Below are 12,565 nucleotides of genomic sequence, written 5' to 3' on the forward strand. Positions count from 1 at the left end.
CAGTATTTAGTTACTTGTCTTTATTTCTCTACCTGTGAAGCTCTATTCTTCATTCAATTACCTGATGGGCAAAGAAATAAAGGTTGCATATTTTCCTGTCTTCATTTATTCTGTGGAAGTAATTTTTCATACTCTTTAATGGTTCCATTCCAAATTCTGGAAAATGCTCTCTCAACAAGAAAAGGCCTGTTCATTTTTCTCCTTGGTGCCGAACCACACTTTTTCCGGTATTTTCTTTATCCTATCTCGCAGGAAAAGATTTTTCATCAGGTGACAGGGCGTAAAGCTTTCTCCTCTTTTTTTGCGTCGGCCTCCGCCAAATCAACTTCCTCCAAAAATTCGATAACAGGCAGAACTAGCAGGTCCGGCTTTGTCCTTATAAATAAGTGGTCTTCTTCAACGAAGACCAGCCTGGAATCTGGCTCGACGTCCCTTCCCAGGCTTCGCTCCTGGCTGAGTCTGTCATGGGCTGGCTGTCGCAGGGTTTTACTACACATCAGGTTATCCATTGTCTCGTCGTACTGGTACGCTATTGAGTCCCCTAACTTTTCGCTGTTCTCCGACATACCACGCTCCATGCTCATCCTTCTGAGTCCGATTTTTCCATTACCTGACGGCTGCATATGCAAAGGAAAGCAGGCTGTTAACCGGCCTGCCCTCGTTTTTTCCGCGCAGGTAAGCTGTCCGGTAATCCTCGCCGGTCATCTTTTGCCGCAAGGTGAAGCCTCTCTCACTGAGGAACGCTTCGAGCGCCATCTCATCAACGCCGAACAGGAAAGGCTCGCCCGCGTCCGTCACGCCTTTTTGCCAGTTTCGGTCGGCTTCCTGCTCGCAGGTGCCGTCCACCACCGATGCAGGGATGTAATCGAAGACCATTGCGCTGCTACCCCTGCCTGAGCCATGCGCGATGAAGGCAAGCACCTTGTCTACTGCTATTGGAGGGAGGTAATAGACGAGCCCTTCCAGGAGGAACAGCGTCTTCCGGGAAGTGTCGTATCCGCTCTCAGCGAGTTTCTGGCCCAGATCGTCTACGGCGAGGTCTGCCGGGACGTAGGTGACGTGGCCCGGCAGCATGCCGAAGATCTCCCGGACCTTGTCTGTCTTCAGCTTTTGGGTGGCCGGGTCATCGGCCTCGAAGACACGGACGTGCTCTAGCCCTTCGATCCGGTAAGCGCGGGAATCGTACCCGGCGCCCAGTACCACGAGCTGCTCCAGGCCATCGGTGATCGATGCTTTCACGACGTCGTCGAAGTACCTCGCCCGGACCAGGCAGGAGACACCGACACCCGGGACCAGGCGCTCGGACTGCTCCAACATCGCCCGCGCCTCGGCTGTATGGCTGCTATAGTACTCCATGGTTTCCCGACTGATGAAGTAGAAGGCGTAAGGATCGTAATAGATGCGCTCCTCCTCGGGTTTCCGGGATTCCATCGCCCTGATGATGGCAAGGGTCTCCGCAGTTTTGCTCGGGCCCCTGCCTTTGCTGCCGTTTTCGATTGTCTCTTTTCTATTGTTTGTTTGCTGCATATCCAGCCCTCCTTACTATCTGATCGCAAGGAACAATCATCGATTCACCTTCGCCGTGGATCTCGTAGTACATATTGATATCTTTTACTTTTTCAGTTGGCATGTCTTCTCGCCTCAATCACTCTTTCGTCATCGTTCGCTCTTCCGTTATCGATCATTTTTTGATGGTATTCGATAGCATCCGCTGTTCCAATACAAGCCCAGTCTTTCTCTCTTTTTTTATTCCCGGGAAGGAATAGAATCAGGGTTTATCTATGGCACTGCCATCTAAACTTCTTTCATCCGCATCTGGACGTTTATCGAGAGCGTTTCCGATAAAGAGGAGGAAATCCTTTACAAACTGATCGTAGCTGATCCCTCCGATTTCCAGAATTTTTTTCCAATTAGGGTCCAGACAGATTACGCTGTTGCACATAAGGTTCATGATAAAAGCCATTTCAAACGGATCAATATCGTTTCTTATTGTCCCGTCTTCCATTCCTTCCTTGAGCACATCGCGGTTCAGTAAAAGGTCTTCTTTTATCTGCTCCGTGACCGCCTTCATATCTTCGTTTTCTTTCTTCCTGAACAGCTTCGGTCCAATGGCACAGATCATCCGATAGTATTCCTGATTTTCCCGGACGAATTCGAAGTATTTTTTTCCTATCAGCCTCGATTTTTCCCGGCCGGATATTTTCAGCTCTATACACTCTACCAAAATTTCATGCATTTTATGCATCTTGCGTAGAGTGATGGCAAAAAACAGAGCGTCTTTGTTTTTAAAGTAAAGATAAAGCGTACCTTTGCCAAGTTCCACTTCTTTTGCTATCTCTTCCATGGAGACGCTGTCGAAACCCCTGGAGAAGAACAGCTTCTCAGCGGCATCGATGATAGCATTCTTTCTCTGTTCCTTTTCTCTTTCTTTTCTGTCAGCAGTTGCCATTATCTTCACCATTATGACTAATAACCATAATATGACTATCGGTCATCATAAGAATGAGAGTCAAACAATATAAGGTTTCTGTTTTATCCCAATCAGTCATGCTAAAGCTGAAAAAACCCGGACAGGCTTAATTTTAGCCGGTCTCAGGAGTGCGGACGCTACAGAAAAGCAGTATTTCACAGCTCTAGTCATTTCCTGGTTGGTGGAATAAACTGCACAGGGGTCAAACATCACATCGTGTCCCTCACTGATAAGCTCTTCTTCAGATCATCCCAGCATGCTACAGGCGGCTGGGTTAGCCGATAGGATTTTTCCATCATCTCTGGGATCGGCCAGGATAATAGCATCCACGAGCATTCGGTACATCATTTCGCTTTCCCCTTGTGCCTTCACAGCCTGCTTGTAGCCGAAAATTCGGTCATGCTCAAGCGATGGATGAGCGGCATGATCCACCAGATCGAGGTCCCACACACCGATGTGGCTGGGTTCGAGCGCAAAGGGCAACGGCTCTTCACCCTCACGTAGTGCCGAATCAACCTGCTTACTATCTGTGATGTCTCGAAAGATTGTAGCAGATCTACCTGGCTTGATCCTGTATATTGGCACCAGATAACGTTGCTCTTGTCCGTCAGCATGATGGTCAGACGGTGCATGCTTGCTAGTAAGGGCTACTCGATCATAGTTCCCCGAATCCAGAATGTATCCAGTCCCAAGTGAATTCTAAATTCCCATTGCCAGTAATTTCTTCCGGCGAAACTCTAATCCAGTGTTCAAGAGCCTGATTTGCCTCGTCAAAACGGCAGTTTACTGGCTTGCCTGCTTCATTGGGGACAACCTTATCAGCTGTAAAGAAGAGTTCTTGCATGTACTCGAAGAGCTTACGGTACTTTTCCTCGTTTTCCCTAAATTTTCCTTCAAGCTCTTTCTGGTCACTTATATCGAATCCGTAAATGTTTACGTAATCTGCAACGGGTAGAGAATGGAATGCGAGAAGGTATATTCTTTCTCCCACTTTAACTTCAATTCTTTCCGGACGGTTGAAGGAAGAAGCAAGTTATTTATCCTGAAAGGATGAAACAAATTTTACTATCTCGAGTATAAAACTTATAAGTATTAGAATATCTGTCAAATATTACTTTTACTTCTCTACCCCTGAAAAACTGCATATCAATTGAAGCTCATATTGTTTTGTAATTATGCTTACATGCGAAGAATGCATTATTGACATATTTTGGAATCGATGTACCAGGTCAATATTTTCCCAACGTTTATACTTTGCATAGGAGTATATTCCAACTCCCTAACAGTATTGGAAAAACAAATATTTGAGCATGGATTTCATTTGTCACATCACCAAAAATATTGTAGAGGCAAATTAGCGCTCTAAAAGGAACAATAGAAGGACCGGTTTACAATATTATACCTTCACATGAACAATCTTCATCCTTCCTTTTTCATCGGTATAGTCCATGAATTGTATGACAGACATGCTAAGTGAGGGGCTTCGTGGGATATTTTTAAAAAATAGAAATTGATCGATAACTGTAATGCGATTATCCCATTTCGTCATTTCTTTCGCATCATCCAGTGCCCATCTACTGGCGATTCCGAGGGATATTCCGAATTCACGCATTGCCATGCTTTTTTCCCGGGCGCCGAGCTGGTTCCACCACGCTTCGATGTCATTCCATTCCGTGCCATGCGGTTTGGTCGGAGTTGATAGGGCACTGAGCATTTTATCTTTCAGGTTTTGCGGAATTATCTTCCATGCATTCTTTAATGACTCGATACGCTCTGCTAGCATCACATCTCGTTTCTCAGGCTCGCTGTCACTCCATCCTGCTCCGTACCCTCCTCCATCAGCATCACCACTAGATTTAGATTCTATGTCAAACACAATTTCGCAACCTGGGAAATTATCTGCCAGTAACAGGAATAACTGGCGTACCTTTGCTTCTTCAAAATAACGCAAGAGTCCACAGGCAATAACAAATACTCCATTTTCAGTGTTAATTTCCTGACACCAGCTCGGATCAAGGAACGACTTTGAAATGCACATTGCTCTATCCGTTTCTGGAAGCAACTGCTTCCGAACTTCGATGACTTCAGGAAGATCAAGATCGTACCAATGAATTGTACCGTTATCGACGCGATAAAATTCCGTCTCAAACCCGGCACCAAGATTAACCACCGATGCGCAAGGGTGCTCTGCGATATATGCTTTTATCCTGTCGTCGAATTGCATTGCTCTTGCCGCAGAGGCGAACAATAAATAGTCAGCAATCGTCTCCTCAGTAGAAAAATCATAATCCATCCGTTCAACGAGTTCAACCGCCTTTGCATCGTTAAACATCGAGCTTTGTTCTTTACTTGTCTTTGCTCGACCATACAGGGTCAATAAGGAAGTTTGCGGTATGCCGCGTAAGTTAACCTTTATTTTGGTTTGTTGCAAATATATCACCCCTAAGTTTCATTTTGTATCACCTCTATCCGACTCCCTGCCAAAATGTGGAAATAATGCCTGCTTACAGGTTATTCTGTTAACCCGCTAATAGAATGACCATTACACGCTGTAAATTTGCGCACAGAAAGAGTAGATAGAAGAAGTTACCTGCAGTATCACACTCGAACGTGAATGATTTTTATTCTTCCTTTCTCGTCAGTGTAATTCATGAATTGTCTAACCGACATACTCAGGGAAGGATCTCGGGGGATGTTTCTGAACAGGGGAAATTGGTCAACAACAATAATACGGTCATCCCATGCTGTCATTTCGCTTGCATCTTCAAGGGGGCACCCGCAGGTGAAGCCAAAGAAGAAGTCGCTCATTGCTTTGCCTTTTTCCTGTGCATTGAGCTGGTTCCACCACGTTTCTACATCATTCCACTCTATGCTATGCAGCTTGGTCGGCGTTGTTAAGGCACCGATCATCTGATACTTCAGACTCTTTGGAAGTATCGTCCAGCCGTTCTTAAGCGCTCTTACGCCCTCCGCTTGCATTGCATCCCGTTTCTCAGGCTCATCATCACTCCATCCTGCGCCATAGGCTCCACAGCTTCCATCTACATCATTGCTCGATTTTGATTCTGCTTCAAACACGATTTCGGAACCTGGTAAGCGATCTGCTATTAACGAGAAGAATTGGCGTACCTGAGCTTCACCAAAGTAACGCAAGAGTCCACCTGCGATCATAAAGATGCCATTTTCATTTTTTATATCCTGACACCAGCTCGGATCAAGGAACGATTTTGAAATGCACGTTGAACTATCCGTTTCCGGTAGCAACCGTTTTCTGACTTTAATGACCTCGGGAAGGTCTAGATCATACCAATGGATAGTGCCGTTATCAACACGGTAAAACCCGGTATCAAAGCCGGCACCAAGATTGACTACCGATGTGTGAGGTTGCTCTTTGATGTAGGCCTTTACCTTGTTGTCTAATTGTATTGCTCGTGCCGCAGTGGCAAACAATAAATAGTCAGCAGATGACTTCTCAAGCATTGAAAAATCGTAATCAATTCGTTCAACGAGTTCAATCGCTTTGGCATCATTGAACAAAGAGCCATATTCTTTACTGATCTTCGCTCGAGCACATAATGGCACTAGGGGAGTTCCCAGTACTCTGCTAAAGTCAACCTTTGTCCTGGTCTGTTGCATATCTATCACCTATCCATTTTAACGTTCTAGCATGGATGTCCTCACTTCTCTCCCCGGTATTCGTAGCCATGTAGATCACAAGCTCACTGATTTCCAGGTAGAGTTGTTGCATAGTAACCCCATGAGCTTCCATGAACTTTCTTTGAAAAGGACCTATGTTCAGGAGACCGTCGGCAATAATAGAATTCAACATCATCACCACAACTGGATTCAGATCAGGTCTATAAGTCCCATCCTCGATGTAGTTTCTTATTGCCGAAAGTGATTTCTCGTAGAGTTCTTCAGTGAATTCAATTATCTCTCTTGCATCGGAATTCATATCTTTTTCATTCGAAAAATCGAATTTTCCTGACAGGATGTAATCGCATGCTCTGAGATAGTCTGGGTATTCTTGAATGAATTTCCCGCATGCCATGCTTATTCCACCGGCTTTGAGACCGCTAGCCTGCGCATTTTTTACTTCCTCCGCAACCATAGCGCGAAGGATTTTGATTCCACGATTTACGACGGCAAAATAGAGTGATTCTTTATCTTTGAAGTAAAGATACAATGTAGCCTTATTCAACTCTACTTCACTTGCAATCTCATCCATTGAGACGTTCTCGTAACCTCGCGAAAAGAAAAGTTTTTCAGCAGCGTTGAGGATATCTTCGTGCCTTTGAGCTTTTTCCCGCTGCCTTCTTTCTGCCAGTGTCATTTTGATATCACTTCGCTCATTTCAGATTATTCGTTCATGGAATGGCTAAGATAGTTAAATAACTATTTAGTTACTAAATGACTATTTATTTATTGATGATAAATGTTTCGATTTTTGGATATATAAATAAGATTTTAATATTAAGGACTGAGCAGTTCTTTTCTTGAAAAGCTGCAAACTAAATCTGCGGACTTCTAGTGACTTCTAAATACATATCCTCTAATTCTCTAAGAGCAATCCTCTAAGAGCAATCTATCCTCTAAGAGCAATCTAAGAGCAAAAAAGGGAGAAGCAGGAGCGGCGTAGAAAACGAGGTTGCAGAAAATTATTCTGAAAAAATTCAGGAATATCATAAAATACGAAATAATTGAAGCTTCGAGAGGGATGAAATAAAAACTTCAGTTGAGGTTCTGGATTGATGAGGAGTATCAAAAGTCTGCGTGCTTGCTGCGGTGCCCATGGTAATCATGCATGAAATAAAGAAAATAAAGGAAAAAAGGGAGCCCCTTCAAACAGGAACTCCAGAAATCTTATTCACTGCCCTCTCAGGACTCACTCCAGAGGAGAGGCAGATATACCCGGGTCAGTTACCATATACTCGTAGAATGCGCTTCCCATTTCAAGATTTTTCCTGTACTTGATTGTTGCTTCATCGGGCTGGAAAGCCATGAAATCGACAAACCCTACGGGCTGCCCGCCTGGTAGGGACGTCTCATCAAGTTGAACCACACTCTGAGCATTCATGGAAATATTAAGGTCGGGAGTCGAGATTTCAAGTTTTGAAGGCCTTTTCACAGTACGGTCCTTTACTTCAATGTACTCCCAGTCTTTTTCATCGACGTTAACCTGGTCCCCGGAGTATTCTGCGATTATCTTACCCGTATGCTTGTTTATAAGGGTCAGATGCTTATACGTATACCCATCATAGCCATCATCGATGCTTCTTACACCGTAGAAAATTGTCTGATATTTATCCGTTGTAACTTCTGACCAGCTCCATCCATGCATTTCCATTTCCCATGTAGCTTGGTCAGGAGTATAGGGGATCATGTGGTCGAAGTACCCGTCAGTCTGCATAACCGTGTATTCTTTGCCGTCAAGCACCACACTGCCCCCAAGCTTTCCATAAGCTCTTTCGTATGTGGTGAAATTCACAGGCTCTATGGCACTGTCAACTGTTTTTTTGATACGAGGTTTGAAAAACAAATTTAGCTGCATATTATCAAAGGAGTAATTTAGCATGTATCCTCTGGAACCTGAACCATAAAATCTCTTTAAACCATCAGGATAAGTGAAGTTAAGGTAAGGCACATGAAACTCAATGTAATTTTCAATACTGGACCTTGGCACAAGTGTCCGGGTAAAATTGTGAGTAGCGTTTTCTCCGGAGGGATAAAGTCCGTAGAATGTAGACAGGTATGACAATTGGGTTCCTGAATTGGAATCTATGAGTCCTGGAGACTCCTGATGAGCCATTACGACAAAGAAAGCAAGTTCCTTCTTTTCTCCATCCTTTGCAACAAGCTTCATATCTCCGTTCTGGTACCACCATTCCGACATAAAGTTAGCATTGAAATCTGTATCGTTGTGTCCTCCTTCAGTGTAGTCCGGAACTGCTGCATTTTTTGAGTTTTTGCTGTTCGGCTCCGCGCCTGCCATACTTACGGTGCAGAGTACAAGAAGCAGTAAAATCATTATTTTCAAGTATTTTAGGTTCAAATGACTCTCTCCTATGTGATCAACTCATATTCGGTAAGCTATTTTCTTAAATTTTAATAGCTTCCCAAATAGAGAGTACTTTTCAAATAATATTACAGCTTTACTTATAAAAAATCTCTCTATGTTAAGTTAAATCTTAAAACTATGAGGTTTGAGGCTTAAGAAATAGTAAAAGATCATGTTCTGAGTTGTCTGGCAAGAATTCTGAAGTTTAATAAGTTACTTAAAATCCAAATGTCGGTTACTCGCTTTGTCAGTGATAGTGATGAACTATAAGCAAGACCCACTAGGGCTGGCATCACTTATTCAGGCAAAAAGACGGGAAAAATAGTCTTGAAATCTGATTTCCTGAAATCTGATATCCTGAATCCATCGGCGCTCTAACAGGAAGCAAGAAAAGGGAGATTTAGGGGTAGTCTCTAATTTTTCGAAAAGTGATTAATGGTACAAGTCCTGAATAAGAAGTTATTTACGTCATTTTTACAAATAAATTATTACAAAATAAGAGCGTAGTAGAATCAATATTAGTCTGCTCAGATAATTGAAAGTAATATATTTTCATCAATGCAAGGAGTCTAAACCGAAAAATGCAAATCGAAGTAGATCAATCTTCGGCAACAAATCCAAATCTTATGCTTTCGATAGATAAAGTGGATTATTCCTTATTGATGAAAGCTGGTAATATTTTTCCGTATGAATGAATCGCGGTATTGTAGAAGTGTTCCTTCCAGCAGGGATTATGTATAAAGATAATTTGCTGGATATTATTATACTAAATAGAAGTTAAAATGGGGGAAAAAGTATAATTATCTGTGTTTACCTGAAGGAGGATAAAACGTGTGTCTGTCTCTGGATTCGATGTAAGTGACCAGAAAGATAAAGAAAAACTTCGGGATGGCGAAGAACTGTACAGGGCGCTCTTCGAGAACAGCAATGACGCCGTTCTTCTCACTTCACCTGGCGGAACCGTTTATACGGCTAATCCCGAAGCCTGCCGGATTTTCGGAATGACCGAGGAGGAAATCATACGGGCTGGGAGATCCGGGGTTGTAGACACATCCGACCCGGGACTCAAGCTTGCCTTTGAAGGAACCGGAACCGGTAAGTTCAAAGGGGAGCTCAATTTTAGGAGGAAAGATGGTACTATCTTCCCAGGAGAGTTATCAACTGCGTTTTTCTCCGATAAGAATGGTCAGGTGAAAACGGTCATGATTATCAGGGATGTCACAGAGAGCAAGCTGGTTGCAGAGGCGATGCGGAAAAGTGAAGAGCGTTACCGGATGCTTTTCACAAATATGACCGATGCTTCCTTCCTTGCGGAAGTTATTTACGATAAGGATGGTACGCCCTGTGACTATCGTTTCCTTGAGGTTAATCCTGCTTATGAGCGTTATACGGGCTTAGAGAAGGAACGGCTATTGGGTAAGACGGTACTTGAAGTGTTTCCGGATGCCAGTCCCATAGGGCTGAAAGAATATGAAAAAGTAGCACTTTCCGGTGTACCGACTCATTACGAAGTCAAGCGTGTAGAGGTTGGCAACAGGTATTTTGATGTTTATGCGTTTAACCCTGAAAATGGAAAGCTTGCATTGATTTTCAAAGATGTTGCTAAAAGTAAGCAGACAAGGGAAAAAGTTAGAAAGGTACACTATTATTTGGAAGAAAAAATTGTAGAACGAACGAAAGAGCTTGAGAAGGCTTACAGTTCTTTGAAAGAAAAAGAAGAAAGTTTTGCTGAAGCTCAAAAAATGGCTCATGTTGGAAACTGGAACTGGGACATTGCAACTAATAAGTTGCTCTGGTCTGATGAACTATATCGCATTTTTGGGCTTAGGCCTAAAGAGTTTGAAGTGACCCCTAACTTATTTTTAACTTATGTACACCCGGATGATCGAGATTATGCAGACAGAGCCATTAAAACAGCTTTAAATGGAGAACCCTTTGACATTAATTATAGGATCATTCTGGCTGACGGGTCTGAGCGTGCAGTCCATGCAAAAACTGAAGTTATTTTCGATGAGAATAATACACCTATCCGGATGAGAGGAACGGTTCAGGATATTACCGACATCAAACAGATGGAGAAGGCGTTGCGCGAAAGTGAGGAAAAATACCGCAACATCGTTGAGACAGCAAATGAAGGCATATTCTTGATGGATGCCGAATTCAATGTCACTTACTCTAATAAGAGAACTGCGGAGCTAATGAGGTACGTTCAGGAAGAAATTATTGATAGACCGGTAATGGACTTTATTTGTGACGAAAGCAAACCTATCGCCATAAGGAGTCTGGATAAGAGGCGCAGTGGTATTAGTGAGAGCTATGAATTGAAGTTAAAGTGTAAGGATGGCTCCCTCTTTTGGGCATATATAAGTGCTAAGCCCTTATTCGATAAGAACGGTATTTTCACAGGCTCGTTGTGCATGTTCACCGATATCACCAAACGTAAAGAAACTGAGGCAAAGCTTAAGGAAACTCTTGACAATCTGGAAAATTTAGTTAAAGTACGCACTGAAGAGCTTGAAATAGCTTTCAATTCGTTGAGAGAAAGTGAAAGAGGTCTGGCTGAAGCTCAACAAATGGCTCATATTGGAAACTGGAATCGGGACATCGTAACTGATAAGTTGTTCTGGTCTGACGAGCTATATCGTATTTTTGGGCTTAAGCCTAAAGAATTTGAAGTAACTCATAGCTTGTTTTTAACTTATGTGCACTCGGATGACCGGAACTACGTAGATACTGCCTTTAAGACAGCTTTAAAGGGAGAGCCCCTTGACATCGATTATCGAATCATCCTGGCTGATGGATCTGAACGTGTAGTCCATGGAGAAGGTGAAGTTATTTTCGATGAGAATAATATACCTATTCGAATGAGAGGAACAGTTCAGGATATTACCGAGCGTAAAAGAGCAGAAGAAAAACTCCGTGAAAGTGAGGAAAAATACCGCAACATCGTTGAAACAGCAAACGAAGGTATATTCTTGATGAATTCCGAATTCAAAATTACTTACGCTAATAAGAGAACTATGGAGCTAATGGGGCACACTCATGAAGAAACTATCGGTAGACCGGTAATGGACTTTGTTTGTGAAGAAAGCAAGCCTATCGCCAAAAAGAGTTTGGAAAGGAGGCGCAGTGGTATCAGTGAGAGCTACGAATTGAAGTTAAAGTGTAAGGACGGCTCCCTCTTTTGGGCACTTATAAGTGCCAAACCATTCTTTAATAGGAACGGTGATTTCTCAGGCTCACTGTGCATGTACACTGATATCACCAAGCGAAAAGAAGCTGAAGAAGCTCTGGCAAACATCGAGATTGCCCGTAAAAAGGAAATTCACCACCGCATTAAGAATAATCTGCAAATTATCTCCTCCCTGCTGGATCTCCAGGCAGAAAAGTTCAAAGACAGAGAGGATATTAAGGATTCGGAAGTTCTGGAAGCCTTCAGGGAAAGTCAGGACCGTGTAATTTCAATGGCTCTGATCCATGAAGAGCTGCATAGAAATGAAGGGCTTGATAAACTTAATTTTTCACAGTATATTAAGGAACTTGCTGATAATCTCTTCCTCACCTACAGGCTTGGAAATGACGGCACCAGATTTAGTAAGGATATAGAAGAAAACATTTTCTTTAACATGGATACTGCAGTTCCTTTGGGCATTATCATCAACGAACTCGTTTCAAACTCTCTAAAATACGCATTCCAGGGAAGAGAGCGTGGGGAAATTAGTGTTAAACTGCATAGGGAAGAGGACAGAGAATGCGGAACAGAAGACCGTAATAGTGCCGCTTATGTTCTGTCTGTCTCAGATAACGGCGTTGGCGTTCCCAAAGAACTTGACATTGGAAATCTTGATAGTCTGGGGCTTCAGCTTGTAACTTCTCTTGTTGAACAGTTGAACGGAGAACTGGAGCTGGAAAGGAATAACGGGACAGAGTTCACTATAAGGTTCACAGTAATAGAAATGAATAATCAAGCATCAGTTCCAGCTCAACAATAATTAATCGAATAAGAGTCTGTTCAAAAAGTCGGTAATGAGTCTGTT

10 protein-coding genes are annotated in these 12,565 nt (G+C 43.0%); 1 reads left to right on the forward strand and 9 read right to left on the reverse strand.

Annotated elements, in window-relative coordinates; genetic code table 11:
- Positions 1-266 precede the first annotated feature (266 nt).
- From ACSAZL_RS05870 to ACSAZL_RS05910, 9 genes are all read right to left on the reverse strand, one after another.
- Entirely contained in the window at positions 267-578 is a 312-nt protein-coding gene (locus tag ACSAZL_RS05870) for a hypothetical protein (RefSeq protein ID WP_440947776.1), read from the reverse strand.
- Positions 579-606: 28 nt separating this feature from the next.
- A complete protein-coding gene (locus ACSAZL_RS05875; protein WP_440947777.1) occupies positions 607-1,527 on the reverse strand; it encodes an SAM-dependent methyltransferase in 921 nt (306 codons plus the stop codon).
- A 241-nt stretch (positions 1,528-1,768) separates the two neighbouring features.
- Entirely contained in the window at positions 1,769-2,449 is a 681-nt protein-coding gene (locus ACSAZL_RS05880) for a TetR/AcrR family transcriptional regulator (RefSeq protein WP_440947778.1), read from the reverse strand.
- A 267-nt stretch (positions 2,450-2,716) separates the two neighbouring features.
- Positions 2,717-2,818 (reverse strand): PAS domain-containing protein, encoded by a 102-nt coding sequence (locus ACSAZL_RS05885; RefSeq protein WP_440947779.1) that lies wholly within the window; start codon positions 2,816-2,818, stop codon positions 2,717-2,719.
- Positions 2,819-3,125: 307 nt separating this feature from the next.
- Positions 3,126-3,461, reverse strand: coding sequence for a hypothetical protein (locus ACSAZL_RS05890; RefSeq protein WP_440947780.1), 336 nt, complete (start codon positions 3,459-3,461; stop codon positions 3,126-3,128).
- A 405-nt stretch (positions 3,462-3,866) separates the two neighbouring features.
- Complete coding sequence (locus ACSAZL_RS05895) at positions 3,867-4,910, reverse strand: class I SAM-dependent methyltransferase (protein ID WP_440947781.1); 1,044 nt, start codon at positions 4,908-4,910, stop codon at positions 3,867-3,869.
- A gap of 158 nt (positions 4,911-5,068) precedes the next feature.
- Positions 5,069-6,106, reverse strand: a complete 1,038-nt coding sequence (locus ACSAZL_RS05900; protein ID WP_440947782.1) for a class I SAM-dependent methyltransferase — start codon at positions 6,104-6,106, stop codon at positions 5,069-5,071.
- Positions 6,081-6,803, reverse strand: a complete 723-nt coding sequence (locus ACSAZL_RS05905) for a TetR/AcrR family transcriptional regulator (RefSeq protein WP_440947783.1) — start codon at positions 6,801-6,803, stop codon at positions 6,081-6,083. Before ACSAZL_RS05905 ends, ACSAZL_RS05900 begins: the two co-directional genes overlap by 26 nt.
- 552 nt (positions 6,804-7,355) lie before the next feature.
- The gene (locus ACSAZL_RS05910; RefSeq protein WP_440947784.1) at positions 7,356-8,522 is read right to left on the reverse strand and encodes a hypothetical protein; all 1,167 of its coding nucleotides are present in this window, start codon (positions 8,520-8,522) and stop codon (positions 7,356-7,358) included.
- A gap of 839 nt (positions 8,523-9,361) precedes the next feature.
- On the opposite strand from ACSAZL_RS05910, the gene ACSAZL_RS05915 reads away from it, so the two are divergent.
- Positions 9,362-12,520 (forward strand): PAS domain-containing sensor histidine kinase, encoded by a 3,159-nt coding sequence (locus ACSAZL_RS05915; protein WP_440947785.1) that lies wholly within the window; start codon positions 9,362-9,364, stop codon positions 12,518-12,520.
- The last annotated feature ends 45 nt before the right edge of the window (positions 12,521-12,565 follow it).

It is taken from the genome of Methanosarcina mangrovi, from assembly GCF_052057765.1.
Classification (GTDB): Archaea; Halobacteriota; Methanosarcinia; order Methanosarcinales; family Methanosarcinaceae; genus Methanosarcina.

Coding starts and splice junctions, on each gene's coding strand:
- ACSAZL_RS05870 (WP_440947776.1), bottom strand. CDS start 578: ATGGAGCGTGGTATGTCGGAGAACAGCGAAAAGTTAGGGGACTCAATA.
- ACSAZL_RS05875 (WP_440947777.1), bottom strand. CDS start 1,527: ATGCAGCAAACAAACAATAGAAAAGAGACAATCGAAAACGGCAGCAAA.
- ACSAZL_RS05880 (WP_440947778.1), bottom strand. CDS start 2,449: ATGGCAACTGCTGACAGAAAAGAAAGAGAAAAGGAACAGAGAAAGAAT.
- ACSAZL_RS05885 (WP_440947779.1), bottom strand. CDS start 2,818: ATGATGTACCGAATGCTCGTGGATGCTATTATCCTGGCCGATCCCAGA.
- ACSAZL_RS05900 (WP_440947782.1), bottom strand. CDS start 6,106: ATGCAACAGACCAGGACAAAGGTTGACTTTAGCAGAGTACTGGGAACT.
- ACSAZL_RS05905 (WP_440947783.1), bottom strand. CDS start 6,803: ATGACACTGGCAGAAAGAAGGCAGCGGGAAAAAGCTCAAAGGCACGAA.